The organism is Nitratireductor aquibiodomus (assembly GCF_900105565.1).
GTDB lineage: Bacteria > Pseudomonadota > Alphaproteobacteria > Rhizobiales > Rhizobiaceae > Nitratireductor > Nitratireductor aquibiodomus.
The window spans coordinates 982,978-1,008,662 of sequence record NZ_FNSL01000001.1 but is presented as its reverse complement, the minus strand read 5'-3'; the positions used below and the strand labels follow the sequence as shown (position 1 = coordinate 1,008,662).

Genomic DNA, 25,685 nt, shown 5'->3' with positions numbered 1-25,685 from the left:
GCTCCCGTTTGGGCTCAAGCGGTGACTGCGTGCCGACGCAGGATCACGCCATCTTTCTTCTCCAGAAAGCGCTTCAGCCGTTCGGGATAGTCATGCACCACCGCTTCGCGCACCGAGGCGCGCTCGGCGAGCGTTTTGCGCCATTTTTGTGTTCTGGGGAGATCATCGAAAACACCCAGATCAGCAATCTCGTCGAAGACATCGAAATAGCGGAACGCCGGTGCAAACACCGCGTCGACAATGGTGAAGCGGTCACCGGCGAAGAGAGGCCCTTCGCCGAGTTCGTTTTCGATGCGTACGAATTTCTCTTTCAACGCGATGATGGCGGCGTCGAAAGCGGCCTCGTCCTTCGTCGTCTCGAGCGTCCAGATGTCAGAGAGGGCAGCGGAACCGAACTCCATCCAGGCGCGATGCCGGGCGCGGGTGACGGGATTTTCGGGGTGGAGGCGAGGTGTTTCGGTCTCGTCCAGATACTCGACGATCGCGGCGCTTTCGAACAGCACGTCATCACCGACCCGCAGGACGGGCACCTTGCCGCGCGGCGATATCTTCAGGAACCAGTCGGGCTTGTTTTCAAGATCGATGTCGACGCGTTCGAATGCCACGTCCTTTTCGGCAAGGACGATGGCCGCACGCTGTACATAGGGGCAGAGGTCGAAGGAGATCAATGTGGGCGTTTGAGACATTGGATTGCTCGTTCATGGTTGATGTCGATGCAATTGCATTTATATTGCCGGTTTAGGATTGTCAAACTTGATGCAATTGCATCTAATAACGTTTTGGTGAAGCATGACCTCCACACCTGATGACGCCGCCGTTTCCGCCTGGGTCGCGCTGGCGCGCGCTTATCGACTGGCTTTCGCGACCTTCGAGGCACGGCTGAAGGCGGAGAACCTGCCGCCGATGGCCTGGTACGATGCGCTTTGGGAGCTGGAAAAGGCAGGTGAGGCGGGTCTCCGCCCGTTCGAGCTTGAGCAGGCAATGCTCTTTGAGCAGTACAATCTCTCCCGGCTGGTGGAACGCCTGGCCAGGGCCGGTCTTGTGGAGCGCTGCCCATGCCCGGAAGACCGGCGGGGTCAGGTTCTGTCCATCACCGCTGAAGGCAAGGCAACGCGCGCACGCATGTGGCGCGTTTATGGGGCGGCGCTTGCGGAGACCATCGGTGGTCGGCTCGATGACGGGGAGTTGCGGTTGCTCGCCGATCTTTTGCGCAAGCTAGGATAGGTCTCCCTTCGCTCCTTTGTCAGGAAGAGTCAGAAGTCTGTTGTTTCCTTATTGTAGATATAAAATATCCGGGATATATTTTATCCATAATTAGGAGAGCGAGATGAAACTGAGCGAAGGTGTTGAAGCGGCAATCCACTGCGCCACGCTTCTGGCGCAGCTGGAGGAGAGGCGAACCATGCCCGCCAGCGCGCTAGCCGAATATCACGGGCTTTCGCCCAGCTATCTCCTGAAACATCTGAAGACGCTCGCGGCGGCAGGGATTCTGGAATCCGTGCCCGGCCCGCATGGCGGCTATCGGCTGGCGCTGTCGCCCGATGCGATCACCCTGCTCGATGTGGTGCTGGCCATTGAAGGGCCGAAGCCGGCTTTTCGCTGTGCGGAGATCCGCCAGCGCGGGCCGGGGGCGCTGGAGCCCCGGGCTTACACGCGGCCATGCGGCATCAACGCTGCGATGCTGCGGGCCGAGCAGGCCTATCGCGCCGAGCTGCGCAAGACGCGGCTCTCAGATGTGATCGCCAATTATCAAGCAGGCGCTGATCCCCGCGCGCTCGCATTCGGCTGTGCCTTTGTGGAGCGCCATCAGCGCCCCTAGGCCGGAAACCGGTTTCCCGCAGAGAAAGGATATGATCATGCAGGAACGTCTGAATTACATGAAGATCGCCCCGGAACTGATCGGCGCAGTGCTGAATCTGAAGAAGGCCGTGGACAGATCGGGTCTCGACCATCGGCTGATCCATCTGGTGAACCTGCGCGCCTCGCAGATAAACGGCTGCAGCTACTGCGTCGACATGCACACCCGCGAGGCGCGGCGGGACGGCGAGAGCGAACAACGCGTGCATCTCGTCTCGGCATGGCGGGAATCGCCGCTTTACACCGAGCGCGAACGCGCCGCTTTCGCCTGGACCGAGCGCCTGACGAATATTTCCGACGGTCCGGTCGAAGATGCGCTTTACGCGGAGATGCTGGAGCATTTTAGCGAGGAGGAGCTGGTGCAGCTCTCCGTGCTCGTTGGGTTGATCAATGTGTGGAATCGGATTGCGATCCCGTTCCGCTCCGTTCATCCGGTCGTCAGCGATCAGGAGATAGCCGCCGCCTGATCACGCTGGGCACAACAGCCCCACCCGCCGTGGGTGGGGCTTTTGAAAGAGAAAGCGATGTTCCATTCCGAATTCATGCTTCTGCCTTTTCTGGGGAGCCTGCTCCTTGGTGGGGCGTTCGTCTTCGCAGGATTGCGTAATCTCGCCAACGCCTCCATTTTAACCGGCGCTCTCGCAGCCCGCGGGGTGCCTCTGGCAAAGGTGATGCTTTTCGCCGGGATTGCGCTTCAGTGCGGCGCAGGTGCGTTGCTGGCGGCGGGCGTTTTCCCCGTCTATGCGGCGGCTGCATTGATTGTCTTCCTCGTCACCGCAACCCTGATCTTTCACAATTTCTGGGATCATGAAGGGGCGGACCGCGTGGCGCGGATCAACGGCGTCGTCTCCAATGTGGCGCTTGCCGGTGGGTTTCTGCTGATCATGGCCAATGGCTGATCCAGCGTCCGTCATTCTCGAGAAGAGCCCGGAAACCGGTTTCGGTTTGCGGGCTTTTTCTTTAAACAAGCAGGCACAATGGGGAGGCCGGCTTGACGGACACCGCAGAGTTGAAAGCGGCGCGGCGTGAGGCGCATCGCGCTAGTGCAACAGGCGTGGAGAAGCGGCTGGGGCATCTGGCCATGCTTGGCTTTGCCACGCTCGTGGCTGGTTCCTTCTCACTGGGGTCGCTTGCCGCGCCACATATTGGCCCGGTCGCGCTCAATGCGGCGCGCTTTCTGATCGGCATCCTTTTCATGGGGCTGGTGGTGCGTTTCGTGCTGCGCCAGCCTCTCCCCTTTCCAAAAGCCCCGTGGCGCTTTCTGGTCCTGGGTGGGCTGATGGCGTTCTATTTCGTCACCATGTTCATGGCGCTCGGCATGACAAGCCCCGTTTCCACCGGGGCCGTGTTCACGCTGATGCCGCTGCTCAGCGCGTTTTTCGGCTTTGTTTTTCTGCGGCAGGTGCCGCGCGGGCTGGTTATTCCAAGCCTCGTTCTGGCCGGGCTCGGTTCCGTGTGGGTCATTTTCGACGGGGATTTCGAGGCGATGCGCCGTTTCGACATTGGCGAGGGCGAGCTCATTTTCTTCGCCGGTGTCGTCGGACACGCAGCCTATGCGTCGCTCGTCCGGCTTTACAATCGCGGCGAACCGGTGATCGCCTTTACCTTCTGGACGCTTCTGGCGACCGGCGTTCTGATCGCTCTTTACGGCATCGGCGAAATCGCTGCGACGAACTGGACTGCATTGCCCTCCATCACCTGGGTCGCAATCTTCTATCTTGCCATCTTCACAACGGCCGGCACATTCTTCCTGCTGCAGTTTGCCGCCCTGCGATTGCCGGCCTCCAAGGTGCTGGCCTACAACTATCTGACGCCGACACTGATCATCATGTTTGAAGGGCTGCTCGGCCATGGATGGGCGAGCCTTTCGGTCATGGCAGGCGCGGTCCTCACCATTCTTGGTCTGGTCATTCTGGCGCTTTCGCCCGAAATGTGAGGCCCCGCGCAACTCTCCGTTTCAGGGAAATGCTTCACCGGCCGAAACGGCGCTGGAAACTGTCCGTATTCGCAAGGGGCGGCAGGCCGGCATGATCGAGCCAGTTTTCGCTCGGCTCCATCAGGCGTCGATAGACTTCGCGTACCAGCGTTCGTGCTTCTTCGCCGGGCCAGTCCTTCGGCAGGAGGGCCATGGGCAGGCCGGGATCGCGCAGGACAATCCGCCGCCAGTCGTGGATGAGCAGGGTGCGTGCGGCCATGGCGTCCACCGGGGCGGGAAGCGGGGACACAGCAAGGCTACCGGCAAGGGCCGAATATTCGACAATGAGTTCGCGATAGGCTTCGGCAATCTCGTCAGAGGGCCACAGGCTCCGCAGCATTTCGGGATGCTCGGCGCTGGAACCGTGGATAATAAGCATGTCGTTCAGTGGCGCGGCGCCGGAAGTCGGGCCGTCATCTGGTCCGGGGGTGCGGGGCAGGAGATAGACACCATCGGCGATCTTCAGAAAGCCGTGTTCCTTTAGTGTCTCTTCGTGCACGCCGTTGCTGCCGGGTGCTGCGATAGCGACAGTCCATGAACCATCCCAGTCGGGCGCGCCGGCTGCATAGATGCGCCGTGTCGCCAGGTCGAAGGCATGCTGGCCATGCCGGTCGAGGGAGAAAAACGAGTTGCGACCGCGCCGTTCGCGCACCACCCAGCCATCGCTGGCGAGCCGCGACATTGCGGTGCGGAGTGCTCCCGCCTCGATGCCGAGCCGCGCCATCACCGCTTGAAGCACCGCCAGCGGTGCTTCGCCGCCGCGCGGCACGATGGCGTCACCAAAAAGGGTGATCACCAGAGACCAGACCCGAACGCGTCCGCGCCGGTGCAGGCGATCGATCAGGCCGGCAAGGGCGGTTTCGGGAGGTTCTGTCGGTGCATCCATCTTTTCCAAATGCCACGGGATCGCCGGACGGGCAAGATTGTCAGGGAAGCTCCTTTACGCCGCTCACAAGCAGGTGGGCGGCGAGCTTCGCATAGTCTTGCCTCGAAATTCCGCGATCCTCGCGAAACCACATGTAGAACCAGTTGAGCATACCGAAAAGGCTCATCGTGACCGGTTTCAGAAGTGGCCTGTTGTCGAAGGCGTCGGGGTTCACCTGCCGTATGGCCTCGGCGAAGATCGCCACCAGCCGGCGTTCCAGCGCCTTCAGCTCTTCCTGCTGCGCATCCGGCAGAAGCTGCAGACCGGAAAGCTGAACGCGGTGCTCATTGTCCGCATCGCGATACGCTTCGAGCAGGGCCGTCACCAGCCCTTCCAGCCGCGCCTGCGGCGCTTCATGCGGCTGATCAGCCTCTTCCACGGCTTCCACCAGTTCCTGCAGATGCGTTTCGATGATGTCGAAAAGCAGGGCCTCCTTGGAGGTGTAGTAGTGATAGAGAAGGGCCTTCGAGACACCCAGCTCCGTTGCAAGCTGGTTCATCGAGGCGCGGTCATAGCCGTCGCGCGCGAATATGCGCGCTGCGCCATGCAGCATGGCGTCGCGCTTGTCGTCATAGTCCTTGGCGCGGGTGCGGGCCATTAGCAGCTCTCACGGGGTGGATGCTTGTGAATGTGCGGCAATGTCACTGTTTCACCCGCTTGTCGACGATGCGCACGGCCTTGCCCTGGCTGCGGGCCACGCTGCCGGGGTCGGCCGCGTGGACGCGCACCGTCACGCCGACCACATCCTTGATGCGTTCGCCGAGCTGACGGCAGGCGGCGAGCCGCACGTCCTCGCCGGCCTCGAGCGTTTCCATCTCCACATGGATCGTCATCGCATCCATGCGGCCTTCCTGCGTGAGCTCGATCTGGAAATGCGGTGCAAGGCCCTTCACCGTGAGGATCTGCTCCTCGATCTGGGTGGGGAAGACGTTGACGCCGCGCAGGATCATCATGTCGTCCGAGCGGCCGGTGATCTTTTCCATCCTGCGCATGGAGCGCGCCGTGCCCGGCAGAAGTCGCGTCAGGTCGCGGGTGCGGTAGCGCACGATGGGGAAGGCTTCCTTGGTGAGCGAGGTGAAAACCAGCTCGCCCTTTTCGCCGTCCGGCAGCACTTCGCCGGTCTCCGGGTCGATGATCTCGGGATAGAAATGGTCTTCCCAGATATGCAGCCCGTCCTTGGTCTCCACACACTCATTGGCAACACCCGGTCCCATCACCTCCGACAGGCCGTAAATGTCGACCGCATGCATGTCGAATGCGTCTTCGATCTCGGCGCGCATGGCGTTGGTCCATGGTTCCGCACCGAAAATGCCCACCTTGAGCGGGCTCTTGCGCGGGTCGAGGCCGCGCGCGCGGTATTCGTCGAGGATCGACAGCATGTAGGAGGGCGTGACCATAATCGTGTCGGCCCGGAAATCCTCGATCAGCGTCACCTGGCGCGTGGTCATGCCGCCCGATGCCGGCACCACCGTCGCACCCAGCCGCTCCGCGCCGTAATGCGCGCCCAGACCGCCCGTGAAGAGCCCATAGCCATAGGCCACGTGAACGATGTCGCCCGCCCGCGTGCCGGATGCGCGGATCGAGCGCGCCATCACCTCGGCCCAGATGTCGATGTCCTTTGCGGTGTAGCCCACAACGGTTGGCTTGCCGGTGGTTCCGGAAGAAGCGTGAATGCGCGCCACCTTCTCGCGCGGTACCGCGAACATGCCGAACGGATAATTGTCGCGCAGATCCGTTTTTACGGTGAAGGGGAACTTCGAGAGGTCGGAGAGCTCTTTCAGGTCGTCGGGGTGAACGCCGGCAGCGTCGAAACTCTTTTTGTAGTGTGGCACATTCTCATAGGCATGGTTCAACGACCATTTGAGACGCACCAGCTGCAACGCCTGGATTTCGTCGCGTGAGGCGATTTCAATGGGATCCAGCTCTTCTTTTCTTGGGGTCAGATCTTTCATTTTTTCTCTCCCGAAGCTCTCAGGCCTCCTCCTCGAAATGTTTGCCGCTGATCACGCGAGAATTGCCACGGAATTCCGCGATCAGCTTGCCGTCCTGATTTTCGACCCGCACGTCATAAATCCCGGAGCGGCCGAACCGCGCAACCTCCCTCGCGACTGCTTTCAGCCGGTCGCCGAGCGCGCCGGGCGCAATGAAGGTTATGGAATTGTGCTGCGCGACAACGATCTGGTTGTAGGAGTTGCAGGCAAAGGCGAAGGCGGAATCCGCCAGAGTGAAGATGTAGCCGCCGTGGCAGATGTCGTGCCCGTTCGTGTGGTGCGTCTCCACCGTCATCGACAGGGTGGCGCTGCCCGGTGCGACCGCATCGAGGCTGCATCCCAGCCATTTGGAAGCGTCGTCGCGCGCCCACATTGCCTGCGCGCTGCGCTCTGCGATCTCCTGTGGAGACAGTTGCATTTGTGACATCTAGGCTCCTCCCAACGGCGTCGGTGAAAGCAGACTTGCATAAACCGACCGGTCGGTCAATAATACTGTTGAGAGGAGGCGGTGGGGCCGCTTCCGGGAGGAGAGCATGGCAAAAACGGCAGACAACGCTGCAACGAATGGCGAGAAACTGGTGGAGGACTTTGAATTGACGGCGCTGCCAGAGGGCTTCGTGGACGACCCGTTTCCGGCCTATCACGCACTTCTGGAGCACGCGCCCCTGAAGCGTTTCGCCGACGGCTCGGTCATGCTGTCGCGCTATGAGGATCTCGACCGCGTCTATCGCGACACGAAAACCTTTTCCTCCGACAAGAAGGCCGAATTCCTGCCGAAGTTCGGCGACACGCCGCTTTACGAGCATCACACGACGAGCCTCGTCTTCAACGATCCGCCGCTTCACACGCGGGTGCGCAAGATCATGATGGGCGCGCTCACGCCGCGCGCGCTGGCGGCCCTCGAGCCGGGCCTGATCACGCTGGTCGATGGCCTGCTCGACCGTATGGAAGAGAAGGGCGCGGTCGATCTCATCGAGGATTTCGCCGCGGCGATCCCCATCGAGGTGATCGGCAATCTGTTCGACATACCCCATGAGGAGCGTGAGCCGCTGCGCGACTGGTCGCTCGCCATTCTCGGTGCGCTGGAACCGGTTCTCACCGACGAGCAGCTCAAATGGGGCAACACTTCCGTCACCGATTTCAAGGCGTTCCTGAAGGAGATTGCCGATGATCGCCGGTGCAATCCCGGTGATCCGGCGACCGACGTTCTGACCCGTCTCATCAATGGCAATGAGGGCGAAGAGCTCTCCGAGGTGGAGCTTTTGCAGAACTGCATCTTCATCCTCAATGCCGGTCACGAGACCACCACGAACCTGATCGGCAACGCCCTTTACGAGCTGTTGCACTGGCCCGAAGAGAAAGCGCGGCTTGAAGCCGACCCGGACCTGATCGCAACGGCCGTCGATGAGTTCTTACGCTTCCAGAGCCCCAATCAGCTCGGCAACCGCATGGCGGTGGAGCCGGTGGAGTTTTATGGCGAAACCGTGGAGCCGGGCACGCCGATCCATCTCTGCATTGGTGCTGCCAACCGCGATCCGCGCCAGTTCGCCGATCCGGACCGACTCGACGTGGGGCGTAAGCCCAACAGGCATCTGGCCTTTGCCGGTGGTCCTCATCTGTGCGCGGGCTTCTCGCTTGCGCGGATGGAAGGACGCATCGGCATTTCGCATTTTCTCAAACGTTTCCCCGACTACCGGCTGACAGGAGAACCGGAGCGCACCGGACGTGTGCGCTTTCGCGGCTTCGCCCGGCTGCCGGCGCGGGTGCGCTGACCAGTAAAGGAGTTTTCCATGAGCGTGATGCGGCTTGAAAGCTATGCGGCAGGGGCGTGGGTTGCGCCTTCCGGCGATCTCAAACCCCTGCGGAGTGCGGTCACAGGCGATGTCGTTGCCGAACTCGGCTCGCAAAAGCTGGACTTCGCCCGCATGACCGATCATGCCCGCCAGGTGGGCGGGCCGGCGCTGCGCGCGATGACGTTCCACGACCGCGCCTTTGCCATCAAGGCGCTGGCGCAATATCTGAACGACCGCCGCGACGCGCTCTACGAGCTTTCCTACGAGACCGGCGCGACCAAGCCCGACTCGATGATCGACATTGATGGCGGCATCGGCACGCTGTTCGTCTATTCGTCCAAGGCCCGGCGCGAACTGCCGGACGATCACGTCTATGTGGATGGCGCGCTGGAGCAGCTTTCCCGCTCCGGAAACTTCGTTGGCCAGCACGTGGCGACCCCGCTTCAGGGCGTGGCCGTCCACATCAACGCCTTCAACTTCCCCGTCTGGGGCATGCTTGAAAAGCTGGCGCCGACGCTGATTGCCGGCGTTCCGGCCATCGTCAAGCCGGCGTCCTCGACCGCGTGGCTCGCCGAAGCCTGTTTCCGGATGATCGTGGAATCCGGCCTGTTCCCGGAAGGCGCGGTGCAGTTCATCGCGGGGTCCACTGGAGACCTGCTCGACCGCCTGACCGGACAGGATGTGGTGTCCTTCACCGGCTCCGCCTCCACCGCATCCATGCTGCGCGCCAACCCGAAGATCATCGGCAATTCCGTGCGCTTCGTGGCCGAGCAGGATTCGCTCAACGCTTCTGTGCTTGGGCCGGATGCAGCGCCCGGAACCCCTGAATTCGATGCCTTCATCAAGGAAGTGCACCGCGAGATGACGGCCAAGGCCGGCCAGAAATGCACCGCCGTGCGCCGCATTTTCGTGCCGGACGCGCACCGCGATGCGGTTACCGAGGCACTGGTCGCGCGGCTTGAGAAGACCGTGGTCGGCAATCCGCGCAGCGAAGGCGTGCGGATGGGCGCGCTCGCAAATCTTGCCCAGCGTGACGACGTTCTTGAAAAGGCCGCTGTTCTCGGCACCGAGGCTCGGCGCGTCTTTGGCGACCCGGATGCCTTTTCGGTCACCGATGCAGATGCAGCTGCGGGCGCTTTCGTGCCGCCCATGCTGTTCTCCTGCGACGATCCCGATGGCGCTCAGAAGCTGCATTCGGTCGAGGCGTTCGGTCCCGTGTCCACCATCATGCCGTACCGGGATCTCGGCCATGCGCTGAAGCTTGCCAATCGCGGCGAGGGCTCGCTTGTCGCCTCGGTCTTCACGCATGATCCGGCGGTGGCCCGGCAGGCGGTTCTGGAGGCGGGCGCCTTCCATGGCCGGCTCTATTTCGCCAACCGCGACACCGGCAAGGAGGCGACCGGCCATGGTTCGCCGCTGCCGCACATGGTGCATGGCGGTCCCGGCCGCGCCGGCGGCGGTGAGGAGCTGGGCGGTGTCCGTGGCGTGATGCACTACATGCAGCGCACCGCGATCCAGGCGAGCCCCGATCTGATCGCCGGCATCACCAACCGCTATGTGGCGGGCGCTTCGACCGAAGAGATAGAGCCGCATCCCTTCCGCCTGACCTTTGGCGAGCTGGAGCCCGGCCGCACGCTCTGGGCCGGTCCGCGCGAGGTGACGCTGGCGGACATCGAGCATTTCGCCGAGTTCACCGGCGATACGTTCTACGCGCATATGGACGAGGAGGCGGCTGCCGCCAATCCGTTCTTCCCCGGCCGTGTCGCCCATGGTTATCTCATCCTGTCCTTTGCGGCGGGCATGTTCGTCGAGCCGGCGCCGGGCCCGGTGCTTGCCAACTACGGCCTCGACAATCTGCGTTTCATGAAGCCGGTTTCGCCCGGCGATACGCTGAAAGTGCGGCTCACGGTCAAGCAGAAGACGCGCCGCAAGGACGAATATGGCGAAGTGCGCTGGGATGTCGGCGTCTACAATCAGGACGGCGAGCAGGTTGCCGCCTACGAACTCCTGACCATGAATGCCATGTAGCTTCTGAAGCGGTTTGGCATTTTGACGGCACGGCACCGGCCCCTCATCCGCCTGCCGGCATCCTCTCCCCGCTTGCGGGGAGAGGGTAAAGATGAGGGGCGAGCGCCCCGCTAAACGCTCCTGGCCTTGAACGTCAGGCCGTCCACCAGTTCCGAGGCTTTAAGCGTTGCCGCACCCGTTGCGACAATCATCTGCGGCAGAAGCATCCATTCCAGCGTCCATGCCGTGCCGGAGCGTTCGTTTTCGTGCACCAGCGCCTGATGCATGCCACCCAACAGCGTGGCGTTGAAGCGCGCGAGCGTCACCAGCGCTTCGGCCGCGACTGGGTTCTTCTTGTGCGGCATGGCGGAAGACCCGCCACCTGCAGCCAGTTCGACCTCGCCAACCTCGCTCTGTGCGGCAAGCACAATGTCCTGCCCCATCTTGCCGAGGCTGCCGGTGATGAGCGAAAGGACGGAGGCAAAGGCGACAATTCCGTCGCGCTCACTGTGGCGGGGGTGTTCGGGCAGAGCTAGGTCAAGTCTCGCCGCAAGTCGCCCGGCAACGGGTTCCCCCTTCTCGCCAAGCCTGTCGAGCGTACCGGCCGCGCCGCCGAAATGCAGCACCGCAACCTCGTCCAGTGCCTTCTCAAGCCTCTCCGCATGGCGCAGGAGCGGCTCGCGCCAGGAGCGGATTTTGCGGCTGGCGGATACCGGGATGGCGGCCTGCATCCGCGTGTGCGCCATGACCTCGATCTGCCCGTCGCGTTTTTCCAAAGATTCAAAGGACTGGATGAGCCTGCCCAGTCTCTTGCCGAGAATTTCAATCGCCTCGCGTGCGCGCAGCGCAAAGCCCGTGTCGATCACATCCTGGCTCGTCGCGCCGAGATGCAGGTGGGCACGCCACGCTTCAGACAGACCGGCACGGATCTGCGCAATGAGGGCGGGGATCACGACCCCATCCTGCGCTACACCTGCCTTCAGAGCGGCGATGTCGGGGCTGAAGCCGGCAAGTAAATCGGCAACCTCCTGCGCCGCCTCCTGCGGGATCGCACCCTGATCGGCCTGTGCCAAGGCAAGCTCCGCCTCAAAACGCAGCATCGCCTCGATCTCAGCCCGCGCCGAAAAGAGCGGCTCCAGTTCCTCGTCCCCGAGGAGCCCTGAAAGGATGGGATGGTCGAAGGCGGAAATGGTCATGGGTTTCTCGTGCCTGATTGACGCCCGAAGGATCGGTTATGGCCGATCATATATCGAAAAACACTGTTTCCCGTTCACCCTGGAGATGGATGTCGAAGAGGTAATGCGCGCTTTCCTTCCGTCCGATCAGGGTCTCCACCCTGTTCTGATGCTCGAGCCGCGTCAGCACCGGGTCTTCGGCGTTGGCCGTTTCCTCGTCACTGAAATAAAGGCGCGTCGCCAGCCCCAGATTGATGCCACGGGCGACAATCCAGAGGCTGATATGCGGCGCCATCAGGCGCCCGTCTGGGAAGGGGACGCGGCCCGGTTTGATGGTTTCGATTGCGATCTCGCCGGTCTCCATATCTGAGGGGAAACGCCCCCAGCCCTGAAAGTTCGGATCTGCTTTGCCACGGGTTTCAGAAGGCGAATTGTATAGCCCGTCGGTGTCTGCCTGCCAGGTTTCGACCAGCGCATCCCTGAGCACCGTGCCGGTTCCGTCGAAGATGCGCATCTTGATGGTGATGCGTTCGCCCCGCGCTTTCGCATTTACCGGCGCGGAACCCAGATCATGAGGGTAGACGCCCGCGATACCACCGAAATTCGGCGTCAGGCCGATATGCACATAGGGGCCTGCGGTCTGCGAGGCCGTTTCCTGCAGGCGCCTGAGCGACTGAGCCATCAGTTCCCCTCCATGCGGTTTTCGAACAGGGTCGAACGCCGGCCGCGCAGCACGATGTCGAACCTGTAGGCGCGTGCATCCATCGGCACCGCGGCCTCCATGTCGAGCGCGGCAATCAGACCCTCCACGGCTTGACGGTCTGGGATGGTGGAGACGATCGGGCAGCGCCAGATCATCGGATCGCCCTCGAAATACATCTGTGTGATCAGACGCTGGACGAAACCGTGTCCGAAAACGGAGAAATGAATGTGGGCGGGCCGCCAGTCATTGATGCCATTCGGCCATGGATAGGCTCCCGGCACGATGGTGCGAAAGAAATAGTGGCCCTCCGAATCGCTTATGGTGCGCCCGCATCCACCGAAATTAGGGTCGAGTGGCGCGAGATAGCCATCTTTCCGGTGCCGGTAGCGACCGCCTGCATTGGCCTGCCAGAATTCCACGAGAACGTTGGGTACGGGCCGGGCGTTTTCGTCGAGCACACGTCCGTATACGATGATCCGCGGGCCTATGGCACTTTCGCCGGGTGTGGCAAAGTTCACCGTCAGGTCATTGTCCAGTGCGCCGAGAATGCTGTGGCCGAAGACCGGGCCTGTCACCTCCGAAAGCGTGTGCGGAAAGGAGACCGGTGCCCGCCGCGGCGAGCGGGCAACGGATGTCTTGTAAAGCGGGGTCAGGGCAGGCGGATGCCAGCCGCGGTCTCGCTGGAAGAAGCATTCTGTATGGTGCTGTTCGTTCTTCATGCCTCTCTCCCCTCCATCTCCGCCAGTGCCTGCTTGACGATCTTGATAGCGTGATTGGCCGCCGGAACGCCGGCATAGATCGCTACATGCAGCATGGCTTCACGCAGATCTTCTGCGCTCGCGCCCGTGTTGGCGGTGGCGCGCACATGCAGGGCAAGTTCCTCGTCCTGTCCGAGCGCCGCCAGAAGTGCGATGGTCACCAAGGAGCGCTCGCGTTTGCTCCATTCGCTGCGTGACCAGACATGGCCCCAGGCCGCTTCGGTGATCAGGTCCTGAAACGGTTCGTCGAAGGCTGTTTTGCGCGCTTCGGCCCCGTCCACCCAGGCATCGCCCAGAACGCTGCGCCGGGTTTCCATCCCCTGCCGGTAGCGCTCGCTTTTTTCCCTGTCGGACATCATCGTCTCCCTCGGATATCAGAAAGGCAGGCCCACATAGTTCTCAGCCAGCATGGTGAGTGCGGCGCGTGACTGGAAGAGATAGTCGAGTTCCGCATGCTGGATCCTCTGGCCGAATGTACCCTGATCGGGGAACCGATGCAGCGTGCTCGTCATCCACCAGGAGAAGCGCTCCGCTTTCCACACGCGTGCAAGCGCCCTGTTCGAGTAGTCGTCCAGACCGGCAGGGGATTTTTCGAGATAAAATTCCCGAAGCGCGTCAAAGAGATAGCGCACATCGCTCGCAGCGAGATTCAAGCCTTTGGCGCCCGTGGGCGGAACGATGTGGGCGGCATCGCCGGCGAGGAACAGTCGACCGAAGCGCATCGGCTCGGCCACGAAGGAACGCAGGGGTGCGATGGATTTTTCGATTGAAGGGCCGGTGATCATCGCTTCCGCCGTACGCCCGGGCAGGCGGCTGCGGATCTCATCCCAGAAGCGTTGGTCGGACCAGTCTTCCACGCGCTCCTCCGCGCCCACCTGAACATAGTAGCGGCTGCGCGTCTTTGAGCGCATGGAGCAGAGCGCGAAGCCTCTGGGGTGATTTGCGTAGATCAGTTCTTGGCCCACAGGCGGCACATCCGCAATGATGCCCAGCCAGCCGAAGGGATAGACACGTTCGAACGTTTCGATGGCGGCTTCCGGTGCCGACCTGCGAGAAACGCCATGGAAGCCATCGCAACCGGCAACGAAATCGCAATCGATGCGATGGGTCTTTCCATCCTTCTCATAAGTCACGAAGGGATGGTCGCCGTCGAAGTCGTGAGGCTGGACGTTTCCGGCTTCGTAGATGGAGACAGCGTTCGCGGCTTCGCGCCCGTCCATCAGGTCGTGCGTCACCTCTGTCTGCCCGTAGACGAGCACGCGCTTTCCGCCGGTGAGGCCAGTTAGGTCGACACGGTGGCGGCGATTGTCGAAGGCGAGGTCGAAACCGTCATGCGGCAGGCCCTCGGCCCGCATGCGCTCGCCGACGCCCGCTTCGTCCAGCATGGCGGCGGTGCCTTCCTCGAGAACCCCGGCGCGAATGCGAGATAGGACATGGACTTTGGACGTTCGCTCCAGAATGACATTGTCGATTCCAGCATTGGTCAAAAGCTGCCCGAGCAGCAGGCCTGCCGGGCCCGAGCCGATGATGACGACCTGAGTTCGCAAGCTGATTGTTCCTCCCTTGGGGGCACAGAGTGAAAATTGATGCACGCCGCGACAATGGACATTTGCCGCAAACAATTGCACTTTTCGATCATGCTTTTTGGGGTGAGCTATGCGTTCCAGGATACCGAATTTCAGACTTTATGAAGAGAAATCAGACGAATCTTCCGATTTCTGGCTTCACTGCGAAACGCTTTCTGCCAGAAGCGCGCTGCACAATTGGCAAATCGACGTTCATCGCCACAATGCGCTTTTCCAGATGTTCTGGATGACGGAAGGAGGTGGAACCCTTTTCGGCGATGGGAAAACGGAGATGCCGTTTTCGGCACCCTGCGCCATATTCATCCCACCCGGGGCAGCGCACGGGTTTCGCTTTTTCCGCCATTCTGAAGGCGTTGTCGCGACGGTTCTTGCAGATCGGTTGGCCCTGCCAGGCGGGAGCGACAGGACTTTGGCCGAATTCCTGTCTCACACCCGTATTGTGTCGGTCGAACACCCCGTGGCGGACAAAGGAGAAGACCTTGACCGTCTGTTTCAGCGGCTGCTTGAGGAACACAGCAGGCATGGCGGTGTGGGGCGAGACCTGATGCTTGACGTGCATGTCACCGAAATTCTGGTTCGGCTGGCGAGGGCGGGTGCGCGCTCAACCTTGCAGGCGCTTCACAAAGCAATGACAATTGACAGCCGACGGGTGCAGGCACTGGAAACGCTGATTGCCGCACATTTCCGCGAGCATCGTCCTGTCGGTTTTTATGCAGGCAAAATTGGTGTTTCGGTTGCCCAGCTCAATCGCATCGCTCGGCAGGAGGCGGGCGCCAGCGTTTCGCATCTGCTGGCGCGCCGCCTCGTTGATGCAGCGCGGCGTGATCTTATCTTCACACCGACGCCGGTTCAGGCCATAGCCTATTCCCTCGGCTTTCAGGACCCGGCTTATTTCAATCGCTTTTTCCGTCGGCAGACCGGCACCACGCCGGGTACCTATCGTGAAACGGAGCGGCGCAGGCTTGCAGCCTGACGCCGGTCGCTACATCGCCTTCTTGGAAACCTCATGGGTGAAGGCGCCTTCCGGTTCTTTCGTGATCACAGGATCGGACCCGCCCTGCAGAAGCGTGTCCACGGTCTGCTTGTAGGCGGCTTCGTCGAGCGTGGCATCCTCACCCAGAAGTTTGGCGATTTCGCCCATCATGCGTGTCTGGTGCTTTTCGGTCTGGGCACCCGTCGCGTCATTGTCGAGCACGATCATGGCCGCTTCTTCCGGATTGTCCCGCGCCCACATCCAGCCTTTCATGGAGGCTTTCACGAAGCGCGCCATCCTGTCGACGAATTCGGGGTCCTGAAGCTTGTCTTCCAGCACATAGAGCCCGTCTTCCAGCGTGGCCACGCCCTCGTCGGTGTAGTTGAACACCACGATGTCGTCTTCGCTCAGCCCGGCGTCGATCACCTGCCAGTATTCATTGTAGGTCATGGCGGTGATGCAGTCGGCCTGCTTTTGCAGGAGCGGGTCGACATTGAAGCCGATCTTCTGGATCGTCACGCCATTTTCGGACCCGTCGCGCGGCAGGTCTAGCTTCGACAGCCAGCTATAGAGCGGATATTCATTGCCGAAGAACCAGGTGCCCAGCGTTTTGCCCTTGAAGTCTTCCGGGCTCTCGATGCCGGTCTCCTTGCGACAGACCATGGTGAGGCCGGAGCGGGCGAAGGGCTGGGCGATGTTGACCACCGGCACGCCCTTTTCGCGCGCGGCGAGCGCTGACGGGAGCCAGTCCACCATCACATCCGCGCCGCCGCCGGCCAGCACCTGAACGGGCGCGATGTCCGGACCGCCGGGCTTGATCTCGACGTTGAGGTCTTCTTCCTCGTAGAAACCCTGATCCTTGGCGACGTAGTAGCCGGCGAATTGCGCCTGGGTTACCCATTTCAGCTGCAGGGTCACGTCGTCGGCGGCGATCACCTGCGAGGCGGTGAGCATCAGCACACCGGATAAAAGGCCTGTCACTGCGTGTTTCATTTTCGCTTCCCTCTTTGATTGGGCCGCCGTTCTCCACGCGGCCGGTTATCCACTCCTCATGGATGGATGCCAGAAGGTAATGGCGCGCTCCAGAAGCGCGACCGCACCATAAAAAAGTGAGCCAGCCAGTGCCGCTATCGCGATTTCGGCCCATACCATATCAATGTTCATGCGCCCCACCTCGGTGGAAATGCGGAACCCCATGCCCACGATGGGCGTGCCGAAAAATTCGGCGACGATGGCCCCGATCAGCGCCAGCGTGGAGTTGATTTTCAGCGCATTGAAAATGAAGGGGGCTGCTGCCGGCAGGCGCAGCTTGAAGAGCGTCTGCCAGTAGGACGATGCATAGGTGCGCATCAGGTCGCGGTCGATGGCGGACGAGGCGGTCAGCCCTTGCACGGTGTTCACCAGCATGGGAAAGAAGGTCATGATGATGACGACAGCGGCCTTGGACGGCCAGTCGAAGCCGAACCACATGACCATGATGGGTGCGACGCCGATGATCGGCAGCGCGGAAACGAAATTGCCAAGCGGCAGGAGCCCGCGCTGCAGGAAGGGTGAGCGGTCGATGGCGATGGCGGTCAGGAAGCCCGCGCCGCAGCCGATGGCGTAGCCGATCAGCACCGCTTTCAGGAAGGTCTGCTGAAAATCCGCCCACAGGGTTGGAACGGACGAGACCAACCGCGCCCATATGGCGCTCGGCGGTGTCAGAAGCACGGGCGAGATGTTGAAGCCACGCACCAGCCCTTCCCAGACCACCAGAAGCGTGATGCCGAAAATGGCCGGGATCAGAATGCCGAGCGCGCGTTTGGCTGGCGCCGAGCGCGGGTTCAGCTTTGCAAGCCACTCATTGAGCGCCCACGCCGCCGCCCAGAAAAGAAGTGCTCCGGTCAGCGCCCAGTTCATGGCTTTTCTCCCATCCGCGCCATCACCATGCGCTGGCCGATGCCAACCACGCCCACCAGAATGGCGGCGAGGGCGGCAGCCATGAAGAGGGCGGACCAGATCTGCACCGTCTGGCCGTAATAGGAGCCGGCCAGAAGCCGCGCGCCGAGACCCGAAACCGCCCCTGTCGGCAGTTCGCCGACAATCGCGCCGACCAGGCTGATCGCCACCGCCACCTTCATGGAGGTGAAGAGATAGGGAAGGGCGGCCGGCCAGCGCAGTTTCCAGAAGGTCTGTGCGCCGCTGGCATTGTAGGTCCGCATCAGGTCGAGCTGGAAGGCTTCCGGGCTGCGGAAGCCTTTCACCATGCCCACGACCACGGGAAAGAACGAAAGATAGGTGGAGATCAGCGCTTTTGGCAGAAGGCCCGACAGGCCGATGGCGTTCAGCACGACGATAATCATCGGCGCGACCGCCAGGATCGGGATTGTCTGGCTGGCAATCACCCACGGCATGACGGACTTGTCCATGGCTCGATTGTGCACGATGCCAACGGCAAGCAGCACGCCGAGTGCGGTGCCGATCACGAAGCCGAGCAGGGTGGAGGAGAGGGTGATCCAGGCGTGATAGAACAGGTTTCGCTTGGATGTGAGCCGCGTTCCGACCGTGGTTTTCCAGATCTCCGCCACCACCTGATGCGGCGAGGGCAGCACGGGCCGCTCCTGCGCCATCGTATCGCGCACGAGATCGGCGGCTGTCCATTCCGTCTCCGCCCGCTCATAGGCGTCGATCTGCCATGGGGCGTTGAGATGCACGGTGAAGGCGTACCAGATCAGGAGAATGACGCCGAGCACGATCAGGATCGGCAGCGTCTTGCCTTCCACCGCGCGACGGAAGACGGGCGTTGTGGTGCGGGTCGGGGCTGTGTCCGCCGCCGCCGTCATGGCGTCACCTGTTGGGCGGGGTGCTGCCCCTCATCCGCCTGCCGGCACCTTCTCCCCGCACGTGGGGAGAAGGACAAAGCGGCGACGTCTATGCCTCCTTCTCCCCGTATGCGGGGAGAAGGTGAGGATGAGGGGCGGGCGCAAACGGCAATCATTGGCTCAATCATCGCCATGCCCCGCACGCAGGCCCTCGCGCACCCGCTGCGCGATTTCAAGAAACTCCGGCGATTCTCGAATGTCGAGCGGCCTTTCCTTCGGCAATGGCGACACGATCACATCGGTCACGCGGCCGGGCCGCGGCGACATGACGATGATGCGCGTCGAAAGATAAACCGCCTCCGGTATCGAGTGTGTCACGAAGCCGATGGTTTTGCCGGTGCGGGCCCAAAGGTCGAGCAATTGCTCGTTCAGATGGTCGCGCACGATTTCGTCGAGCGCGCCGAACGGCTCGTCCATCAGAAGGAGATCGGCGTCGAAGGCCAGCGCGCGGGCAATCGAGGCGCGTTGCTGCATGCCGCCCGAAAGCTGCCAGGGAAACTTTTTCTCGAAGCCGGCAAGGTTCACGAGATCGAGCGTGCGGTGCACGCGCTCTTTCTGCTCCGCCTTCGAATAGCCCATGATTTCCAGCGGCAGGGCGACATTCTGCTCGATGGTGCGCCAGGGAAAGAGCCCGGCCGCCTGAAACACATAGCCATAGGCCCGCTTGCGGCGCGCCTCTTCCGGCGTCAATCCGTTGACGAGGATTTCGCCGGCGGTGGGCTGCTCCAGATCGGCGATCACGCGCAAAAACGTGGTCTTGCCGCAGCCCGATGGGCCGATGAAGGAGACAAACTCGCCCTTGTTGATGGTGAGATCCACATCGGCGAGCGCGCGCACCGGCCCGTCATTGGTCTCGAAGGTGAGGCCGAGCCCCTTCGCTTCCACGACGGGCTGGCTGGTTTGAGGGGAGGACGCTTCCTGGCGGATGGCTGGGTTGGCGTTCACTGGATCGTTTCTCCCTATACCCCGCTCGCCGGAATGCCCGTTCGCTCCACCTTGCGGGGCGCGGTCACTTCCTTCCATTGCGACAGCGCCCTGTTCACCGCCATGTGCGGCTTGCGCGCCACGAATTTTCCGTGGCCCGGCTTCGCTTTGACCACGCCGTCCTCGACCACGATCTCACCGCGCGACAGCACTGACTTCGGCAGGCCCTTCACCTCGATGCCCTCGAACACATTGTAGTCGATGGCCGACTGCTGGCTCTTGGCCGAAATCGTCTTCGTGGCTTCCGGATCCCAGATCACGATGTCCGCATCGGCGCCCTCAACGATGGCGCCCTTCTGCGGGTACATATTGAGGATTTTCGCGATGTTGGTGGAGGTGACGGCGACGAATTCGTTCATCGTCAACCGCCCGGTGTTGACCCCATAGGTCCACAACACCGGCATGCGGTCCTCAAGCCCGCCGGTTCCATTGGGGATTTTTGTGAAATCGCCTACGCCATAGCGTTTCTGGTCCGTCGTGAAGGCGCAATGGTCGGTGGCCACCACCTGCAGCGATCCCGCCTGCAGGCCCGCCCACAGCGAATCCTGATGCTGCTTGTTGCGGAAGGGCGGGCTCATCACGCGGCGTGCCGCATGGTCCCAGTCGGCATTGGCATATTCGCTTTCGTCCAGAACCAGATGCTGGATCAGCGGTTCACCGTATACGCGCATGCCCTTCTGCCGCGCCCGGCGGATCGCCTCGTGGCTCTGCTCGCAGGATGTGTGCACCACATAGAGCGGCGTGCCTGCCATGTCGGCGATCATGATGGCGCGGTTGGTGGCCTCGCCCTCCACCTCCGGCGGGCGCGAATAGGCGTGCGCCTCCGGCCCATTGTTGCCTTCCTCCAGAAGCTTTGCCTGAAGCTGCGCGACCACATCGCCGTTTTCGGCGTGCACAAGCGGCAGCGCGCCAAGCTCGGCGCAGCGCTGGAACGACGAATACATTTCGTCATCGTCCACCATCAGCGCGCCCTTGTAGGCCATGAAATGCTTGAAGGAGGTGATGCCCTTTTCCACCACCTCAGGCATCTCGTTGAACACCTGCTCGCTCCACCAGGTGATCGCCATGTGGAAGGAATAGTCGCAGCTCGCCCGGGTCGACTTGTTGTCCCACATCTGGATGGCTTCCAGCAGGGACTGGCCGGGCGAGGGCAGGCAGAAATCCACCACCATGGTGGTGCCGCCGGAAACGGCAGCGCGGGTTCCGCTTTCGAAATCGTCGCTTGAATAGGTGCCCATGAAGGGCATTTCGAGGTGGGTGTGCGGGTCGATCCCGCCCGGCATCACATAGCAGCCGGTGGCGTCGATCTCGTGATCGCCATGAAGATCGTGGCCGATCGCCACGATCTTGTCGTGCTGCACGAGAATGTCGGCCTTCCACGTCCGGTCGGCCGTGACGATGGTTCCGTTTCTGATGACCTTGGACATGAGTTCCCCTCTTTATTTATTGTCCTCGGTGGATGAGCGGGATCGTCAGATCATTCGACGATCTCCGCCGTTTCCACCACGGCATGGAAAAGGACGTCCGCGCCGCCCTGCGCCCATTCCTTTGTGATCTCTTCCGCCTCATTGTGCGAAAGCCCGTCGACGCAGGGGCACATCACCATGGCGGTCGGCGCCACCTTGTTGATCCAACAGGCGTCGTGACCGGCGCCCGAAACGATGTCGCGGTGCGAATAGCCGAGCCGTTCGGCGGCGTCGCGGATCGCCTTGACGCAGCCCTCGTCAAAGGTGACCGGGGCGAAATGGCCGACCGGCTCGATCTCGAACTTGATGTCGAGCGCGTCGCAGATGGTTTCGATGCCGGCTTCGATCCTGGCGCGCATCCTGTTCAGCGTCTTCTCGTCTGGCGAGCGGATATCGACGGTGAACACCGTCTTGCCCGGAATGACGTTGCGGGAGTTGGGATAGACCTCCACATGGCCGATGGCGCCCACGGCATTGGGTTGGTGGTCCATCGCCACTTCATGCACCAGTTCCGTCACCCGCGCCATGCCGAGCCCGGCATTGCGGCGCTTGGGCATTGGTGTCGAGCCGGTGTGGCTCTCCTTGCCGGTCAGCGTTACCTGCAGCCACCACAGGCCCTGCCCATGGGTGACGACGCCGATATCGACGAGCTCGTCCTCAAGGATGGGTCCCTGCTCGATGTGCAATTCGAAGAAGGCCTTCATCTTGCGCTGGCCAACGGGCTCGTCGCCCTTCCAGCCGATACGCTCCAGCTCGTCGCCGAAGCGCTTGCCCTCCGCATCCGTGCGCTCATAGGCCCAGTCGCGCTCATGGACGCCCGCAAACACGCCCGACGCCAGCATGGCCGGCGCAAAGCGCGTGCCTTCCTCATTGGTCCAGTTGGTCACCACGATGGGATGCTTTGTCTTGATGCCCAGATCGTTCATCGAGCGGATGATTTCGAGCCCGCCAAGAACGCCGAGCACGCCGTCATATTTGCCGCCTGTCGGCTGGGTATCGAGATGCGAGCCCACATAGACGGGCAGGGCATCCGGGTCGGTGCCGGCGCGAGTAGCAAACATGGTGCCCATCTCGTCCACGCCCATTTCGAGCCCGGCTTCCTCGCACCATTTCTGAAAGAGTTTTCGGCCTTCGCCGTCTTCATCGGTCAGTGTCTGGCGGTTGTTGCCGCCGGCCACACCGGGCCCGATCTTCGCCATCTCCATGAGTGAATCCCAGAGGCGGTCGGCGTTGATCTTTAAGTTCTCGCCCGGTGCGGCCATGTTGTGTTGTCCCTTACTTTAATTCCACTTCGACGAACGACATGGGTTTGTCGCCGCCATTGATGACATTGTGCTCCACACCCTCGTCGCGGCGGTATGAAACGCCTGCTTCAAGGTTGTTGTGCACGGTCTCGCCACCCGGCATTTCCAGATGGAAGGCGCAGGGCGTGAGCGTGGTGATGACATAGTCCATGCCATGGCGGTGCCAGCCGGTCTCCGCGCCCGGCGCGAAATCCCAGCGGGTCACGCGCACGCGCTCGTCCTCGATCAGCACCTCATGGGTGGCCTTTTCGCGTTCCGTCGCCATGTCAGTCAATCATCCTCAAAACGTCGCGCAGATTGTCGATCAGCTCGTCGATCTGGCCGCGGGAGATGATGAGTGGCGGCGAAAGCGCGATGATGTCGCCCGTGGTACGGATCAGGAAGCCGCGCTCATAGGCCTTGAGGAAGGCGGAGAAGGCGCGTTTGGTCGGTTCGCCGGGAATGCCCTCCAGCTCCACCGCGCCGACAAGGCCGATGTTGCGGATGTCGATCACATGCGGCTCGCCCTTGAGCGAATGCAGCGCATCTGCCCAGTGGTCGGCAAGCTCCGAGGCGCGCGTAAGAAGCCCCTCTTCCTGATAGGTGTCGAGCGTCGCCAGGCCCGCCGCACAGGCAATCGGATTGCCCGAATAGGTGTAGCCGTGGAAGAACTCGATCAGGTGCTCCGGTCCGTTCATGAAGGCGTCGTGGATTTCCTTCTTCACGAACACCGCGCCCATGGGGATGACGCCGTTGGTCACGCCCTTGGCGGTGGTCATGATGTCCGGCACCACGCCGAAATAATCCGCCGCAAACGGCGCGCCGAGGCGGCCGAACCCGGTGATGACCTCATCGAAGATCAACAGGATGCCGTGCTTGTCGCAGATATCGCGAAGGCGCTTCAGATAGCCTTTCGGCGGGATCAGAACGCCCGTGGAACCGGCCACCGGCTCAACAATCACCGCCGCCACCGTCGAGGCGTCGTGCAGCGCAACGATGCGCTCCAGCTCGTCGGCCAGGTCGCCGCCATGCTCCGGCTCGCCGCGCGTGAACGCGTTTTCGCCGGGCAGATGCGTGTGCGGCATGTGGTCAACGCCCGTGAGAAGCGTGCCGAACATCTTGCGGTTGGCCACGATCCCGCCCACCGAGATGCCGCCGAAATTGACGCCGTGATAGCCGCGCTCGCGGCCGATCAGGCGGAAGCGGGAGCCGTCGCCCTTGGCGCGGTGATAGGCAAGCGCGATCTTCAGCGCCGTGTCGACGCTCTCCGAGCCCGAGTTGGTGAAGAACACGTGGTCCATGCCTTCGGGAGCAATTGCCGCCAGCCGGTTGGCGAATTCGAACGCGATGGGATGCCCCATCTGGAAGGCGGGCGCATAGTCGAGCTGTGCCGCCTGCTGCTGAATGGCCTCGGTGATCTTTGGCCGGCAGTGGCCAGCATTGACGCACCATAAGCCTGCCGTGCCATCCATGATCTTGCGACCATCCTCGGCGGTGAAATGCATATCCTTGGCGGCGACCAGCATGCGTGGCGTTTCCTTGAACTGCCGGTTCGCGGTGAACGGCATCCAGAACGCAGACAGATCGTTCGGCCTCTTGTTGAGCCTGTCGAGCATGACCAAGCTTCCCCTGATTGTTGTTTCGCTCGGCTTGTCCCGGTCAATGCTTGGTGCTTTGCGCGAAGATATGCTACGCAATTTTTGACCGTTTGGACAAACGTTAACACCGCCATGTGGGCGGTCAAGAGTATAGTAGGGGAAATCTTCTTGAGCCGGCGCATTCCACGGTGGACTAATCGGCTGGACCAGTCGGGCCGCGCAGCCTGTATCCGCCACGCGTGTTTTGCAGGGGTGCCCACCTGATGGACAAGCCTGCTCATCGCCCCAAACGCACCCGCATCCAGCGCGAAAAGCGCGAACTGATCGGAGAGGCCGCGCTGGAGGTTTTTGCCCAGCACGGTTTTCGCGGTTCGACCATCGACCAGATTGCCGATGCTGCGGGCATGTCGAAGCCCAATCTCCTCTACTATTTCAAGAACAAGGAGGAGATTTTTGCGACCTTGATTCATCGTCTCATGGAGACCTGGCTCGCTCCCCTGCGCGAGATGGATGCGCGTGGTGATCCGCAGACGGAAATCCGTTCCTACATCCGCCGCAAGATCGAGATGGCGCGCGATTTCCCGCGCGAGAGCCGGTTGTTTGCCAATGAGATTTTGCAAGGCGCACCGCGCATCTTTCCGCTGCTTGAGGGTGAACTCAAGGAACTGGTGGATGAGAAAGCCGCGGTCATTGCCGAATGGATGCGCGAGGGACGCCTGAAGAAGAGCGATCCCTACCACTTCATCTTCGCCATCTGGGCGACCACCCAGCATTATGCCGATTTCGACGTGCAGGTGCGCGCGGTGTTGGGCGAAAACCGCGGTGGCGAGGGGCGTTTCGAGGATGCCGCGCGGTTTCTGGAGGGGTTGTTTTTGGGGTAAGTAACGGCACTTTTCGAGACGGTTCGCCATGAGGATGCGATAGAGCTGGCCCGTCCGGGGATAAACCCGCGCTCATACCCGCAACCCTGATCTTTTTCTTTTTCCCAAGCATCTGAATTGTCTTTGGAACGCGCATCGTTCCTCGCATCACATCAAGAAAAGTATAGGAATTTTATCCTAATTATATACTTGGCGTACCGAGGCTAAAATGGGTATTGGTTCGGCTGACAGGCCGGCACTAAACGAGGCGGAAATTGAGGTGACACCTGAGATGGTTCAGGTTGGGGTTACTCTCCTGATCGAGTATGAGGAGGGGGAGGAATACGACAGAAGGCGGTTCGTATCGCATCTATTTCGTGCGGTGGAAGCGGAAAGGCCCAATCGGTGCCCTTCAGAGAACCTGCGTTGAGTATCGCCATAATGCGTCGTGAAAGGGCCGACACTGCGATAGATCGCTGGCGAATTTGATACAGCGTGAATGATTTGCTCGACCATTTTTGGTTATGAAAGGTGGTAATGCTGACGGAAGTTGCATCGCGAGAAGACCACATGCCGTGTGCGATTGCTTCACGGTCCGGCTTTAGAAGTTTAATTTCCGTGGCGATGTGGCGGATGCGCTCTACGAGAGATGGGCATTCAGGGAATCGAGATTGGGCCGAACCCTTGAGGAGCGCCAGTCTCTTTTTCAGGGCCATTGGTAGGTGGCGCATTTCCTCGTCTGTTTGGGGCCGCGCCATCATACTCAAGACAAGCATGTTAAGGTAAGTTTCCATAAAGCCCCATTGGGCTATGAACTGCCCTAACTCCGCGACCATTTCGCCAGAGACAGGAAGGCCGATCCAAAGAATGTCCTCACCAGGTTCCACGGG

At 61.6% G+C, this 25,685-nt stretch carries 29 protein-coding genes; 9 read left to right on the top strand and 20 right to left on the bottom strand.

Annotated elements, in window-relative coordinates:
- Positions 1–14: 14 nt before the first annotated feature.
- Positions 15–686, bottom strand: a complete 672-nt coding sequence (locus tag BLW55_RS04790) for a glutathione S-transferase family protein (protein ID WP_040664849.1) — start codon at positions 684–686, stop codon at positions 15–17.
- Between the two features lie 103 nt (positions 687–789).
- On the opposite strand from BLW55_RS04790, the gene BLW55_RS04785 reads away from it, so the two are divergent.
- From BLW55_RS04785 to BLW55_RS04765, 5 genes are all read left to right on the top strand, one after another.
- The gene (locus BLW55_RS04785; RefSeq protein WP_007007516.1) at positions 790–1,224 is read left to right on the top strand and encodes a MarR family winged helix-turn-helix transcriptional regulator; all 435 of its coding nucleotides are present in this window, start codon (positions 790–792) and stop codon (positions 1,222–1,224) included.
- Between the two features lie 103 nt (positions 1,225–1,327).
- Positions 1,328–1,819: an RrF2 family transcriptional regulator gene (locus BLW55_RS04780; protein WP_007007517.1), complete on the top strand. Its 492-nt coding sequence runs from the start codon at positions 1,328–1,330 to the stop codon at positions 1,817–1,819.
- Between the two features lie 37 nt (positions 1,820–1,856).
- Complete coding sequence (locus tag BLW55_RS04775) at positions 1,857–2,324, top strand: carboxymuconolactone decarboxylase family protein (RefSeq protein ID WP_025029602.1); 468 nt, start codon at positions 1,857–1,859, stop codon at positions 2,322–2,324.
- A gap of 57 nt (positions 2,325–2,381) precedes the next feature.
- On the top strand, positions 2,382–2,756 hold the full coding sequence (locus BLW55_RS04770; RefSeq protein WP_090327090.1) for a DoxX family protein: 375 nt from the start codon (positions 2,382–2,384) through the stop codon (positions 2,754–2,756).
- Positions 2,757–2,848: 92 nt separating this feature from the next.
- Positions 2,849–3,793: a DMT family transporter gene (locus tag BLW55_RS04765; RefSeq protein WP_244439659.1), complete on the top strand. Its 945-nt coding sequence runs from the start codon at positions 2,849–2,851 to the stop codon at positions 3,791–3,793.
- Between the two features lie 34 nt (positions 3,794–3,827).
- On the opposite strand, the gene BLW55_RS04760 is transcribed toward BLW55_RS04765, so the two are convergent.
- Genes BLW55_RS04760 through paaI form a run of 4 tightly spaced genes read right to left on the bottom strand, consistent with a single transcriptional unit; the run spans position 3,828 to position 7,166 of the window.
- The gene (locus tag BLW55_RS04760) at positions 3,828–4,718 is read right to left on the bottom strand and encodes a PaaX family transcriptional regulator (protein WP_090327089.1); all 891 of its coding nucleotides are present in this window, start codon (positions 4,716–4,718) and stop codon (positions 3,828–3,830) included.
- Positions 4,719–4,758: 40 nt separating this feature from the next.
- Positions 4,759–5,355, bottom strand: coding sequence for a TetR/AcrR family transcriptional regulator (locus BLW55_RS04755; RefSeq protein WP_090327086.1), 597 nt, complete (start codon positions 5,353–5,355; stop codon positions 4,759–4,761).
- A gap of 43 nt (positions 5,356–5,398) precedes the next feature.
- The gene (gene paaK, locus BLW55_RS04750) at positions 5,399–6,709 is read right to left on the bottom strand and encodes a phenylacetate--CoA ligase PaaK (RefSeq protein ID WP_090327083.1); all 1,311 of its coding nucleotides are present in this window, start codon (positions 6,707–6,709) and stop codon (positions 5,399–5,401) included.
- 19 nt (positions 6,710–6,728) lie between these two features.
- Positions 6,729–7,166: a hydroxyphenylacetyl-CoA thioesterase PaaI gene (gene paaI / locus BLW55_RS04745; RefSeq protein ID WP_090327082.1), complete on the bottom strand. Its 438-nt coding sequence runs from the start codon at positions 7,164–7,166 to the stop codon at positions 6,729–6,731.
- A 115-nt stretch (positions 7,167–7,281) separates the two neighbouring features.
- Between paaI and BLW55_RS04740 the strand changes: the two genes are divergently transcribed.
- Both BLW55_RS04740 and paaZ read left to right on the top strand, forming a co-directional pair.
- Complete coding sequence (locus BLW55_RS04740; RefSeq protein WP_090327078.1) at positions 7,282–8,520, top strand: cytochrome P450; 1,239 nt, start codon at positions 7,282–7,284, stop codon at positions 8,518–8,520.
- 18 nt (positions 8,521–8,538) lie between these two features.
- A complete protein-coding gene (gene paaZ, locus BLW55_RS04735; protein WP_090327075.1) occupies positions 8,539–10,569 on the top strand; it encodes a phenylacetic acid degradation bifunctional protein PaaZ in 2,031 nt (676 codons plus the stop codon).
- Positions 10,570–10,679: 110 nt separating this feature from the next.
- Here the strand turns inward: paaZ and BLW55_RS04730 are convergent, their stop codons facing one another.
- The 6 genes from BLW55_RS04730 to BLW55_RS20895 all read right to left on the bottom strand — a co-directional run bounded on the left by BLW55_RS04730 (position 10,680) and on the right by BLW55_RS20895 (position 15,329).
- A complete protein-coding gene (locus tag BLW55_RS04730) occupies positions 10,680–11,744 on the bottom strand; it encodes a 3-carboxy-cis,cis-muconate cycloisomerase (RefSeq protein ID WP_090327074.1) in 1,065 nt (354 codons plus the stop codon).
- Between the two features lie 46 nt (positions 11,745–11,790).
- Positions 11,791–12,405, bottom strand: a complete 615-nt coding sequence (gene pcaG, locus BLW55_RS04725) for a protocatechuate 3,4-dioxygenase subunit alpha (RefSeq protein WP_090327071.1) — start codon at positions 12,403–12,405, stop codon at positions 11,791–11,793.
- On the bottom strand, positions 12,405–13,145 hold the full coding sequence (gene pcaH, locus BLW55_RS04720) for a protocatechuate 3,4-dioxygenase subunit beta (protein ID WP_090327069.1): 741 nt from the start codon (positions 13,143–13,145) through the stop codon (positions 12,405–12,407). Before pcaH ends, pcaG begins: the two co-directional genes overlap by 1 nt.
- Positions 13,142–13,540: a 4-carboxymuconolactone decarboxylase gene (gene pcaC / locus BLW55_RS04715; RefSeq protein WP_007007528.1), complete on the bottom strand. Its 399-nt coding sequence runs from the start codon at positions 13,538–13,540 to the stop codon at positions 13,142–13,144. The genes pcaH and pcaC overlap by 4 nt, the downstream gene beginning before the upstream one ends.
- Positions 13,541–13,558: 18 nt before the next feature.
- Positions 13,559–14,731 (bottom strand): 4-hydroxybenzoate 3-monooxygenase, encoded by a 1,173-nt coding sequence (pobA, locus tag BLW55_RS04710; RefSeq protein ID WP_090327067.1) that lies wholly within the window; start codon positions 14,729–14,731, stop codon positions 13,559–13,561.
- A gap of 151 nt (positions 14,732–14,882) precedes the next feature.
- Positions 14,883–15,329, bottom strand: a complete 447-nt coding sequence (locus tag BLW55_RS20895) for a hypothetical protein (protein WP_244508987.1) — start codon at positions 15,327–15,329, stop codon at positions 14,883–14,885.
- Between the two features lie 69 nt (positions 15,330–15,398).
- Between BLW55_RS20895 and BLW55_RS20890 the strand changes: the two genes are divergently transcribed.
- A complete protein-coding gene (locus BLW55_RS20890) occupies positions 15,399–15,743 on the top strand; it encodes a helix-turn-helix domain-containing protein (protein WP_244508986.1) in 345 nt (114 codons plus the stop codon).
- 9 nt (positions 15,744–15,752) lie between these two features.
- Here the strand turns inward: BLW55_RS20890 and BLW55_RS04700 are convergent, their stop codons facing one another.
- The 8 genes from BLW55_RS04700 to aptA form a co-directional block, all read right to left on the bottom strand.
- On the bottom strand, positions 15,753–16,736 hold the full coding sequence (locus tag BLW55_RS04700; RefSeq protein ID WP_090327061.1) for an ABC transporter substrate-binding protein: 984 nt from the start codon (positions 16,734–16,736) through the stop codon (positions 15,753–15,755).
- A 45-nt stretch (positions 16,737–16,781) separates the two neighbouring features.
- Complete coding sequence (locus BLW55_RS04695; RefSeq protein WP_090327059.1) at positions 16,782–17,642, bottom strand: ABC transporter permease; 861 nt, start codon at positions 17,640–17,642, stop codon at positions 16,782–16,784.
- A complete protein-coding gene (locus tag BLW55_RS04690; RefSeq protein WP_177175016.1) occupies positions 17,639–18,565 on the bottom strand; it encodes an ABC transporter permease in 927 nt (308 codons plus the stop codon). The genes BLW55_RS04695 and BLW55_RS04690 overlap by 4 nt, the downstream gene beginning before the upstream one ends.
- 159 nt (positions 18,566–18,724) lie before the next feature.
- Positions 18,725–19,549, bottom strand: a complete 825-nt coding sequence (locus tag BLW55_RS04685) for an ABC transporter ATP-binding protein (RefSeq protein ID WP_090327056.1) — start codon at positions 19,547–19,549, stop codon at positions 18,725–18,727.
- Between the two features lie 14 nt (positions 19,550–19,563).
- A complete protein-coding gene (gene hydA, locus BLW55_RS04680; protein ID WP_090327053.1) occupies positions 19,564–21,015 on the bottom strand; it encodes a dihydropyrimidinase in 1,452 nt (483 codons plus the stop codon).
- A gap of 50 nt (positions 21,016–21,065) precedes the next feature.
- Positions 21,066–22,316 carry a Zn-dependent hydrolase gene (locus BLW55_RS04675; protein WP_090327051.1) on the bottom strand — a complete coding sequence of 417 codons (1,251 nt, stop codon included), beginning with the start codon at positions 22,314–22,316 and terminating at the stop codon, positions 21,066–21,068.
- Positions 22,317–22,329: 13 nt separating this feature from the next.
- A complete protein-coding gene (locus BLW55_RS04670; RefSeq protein WP_090327048.1) occupies positions 22,330–22,623 on the bottom strand; it encodes a cupin domain-containing protein in 294 nt (97 codons plus the stop codon).
- Position 22,624: 1 nt separating this feature from the next.
- Positions 22,625–23,953 carry an omega-aminotransferase AptA gene (gene aptA, locus BLW55_RS04665; protein WP_090327046.1) on the bottom strand — a complete coding sequence of 443 codons (1,329 nt, stop codon included), beginning with the start codon at positions 23,951–23,953 and terminating at the stop codon, positions 22,625–22,627.
- A 245-nt stretch (positions 23,954–24,198) separates the two neighbouring features.
- On the opposite strand from aptA, the gene BLW55_RS04660 reads away from it, so the two are divergent.
- Positions 24,199–24,816 carry a TetR family transcriptional regulator C-terminal domain-containing protein gene (locus BLW55_RS04660; RefSeq protein WP_090327043.1) on the top strand — a complete coding sequence of 206 codons (618 nt, stop codon included), beginning with the start codon at positions 24,199–24,201 and terminating at the stop codon, positions 24,814–24,816.
- Positions 24,817–25,103: 287 nt separating this feature from the next.
- Here the strand turns inward: BLW55_RS04660 and BLW55_RS04655 are convergent, their stop codons facing one another.
- Positions 25,104–25,682: a hypothetical protein gene (locus BLW55_RS04655; protein WP_090327042.1), complete on the bottom strand. Its 579-nt coding sequence runs from the start codon at positions 25,680–25,682 to the stop codon at positions 25,104–25,106.
- Positions 25,683–25,685: the final 3 nt, after the last annotated feature.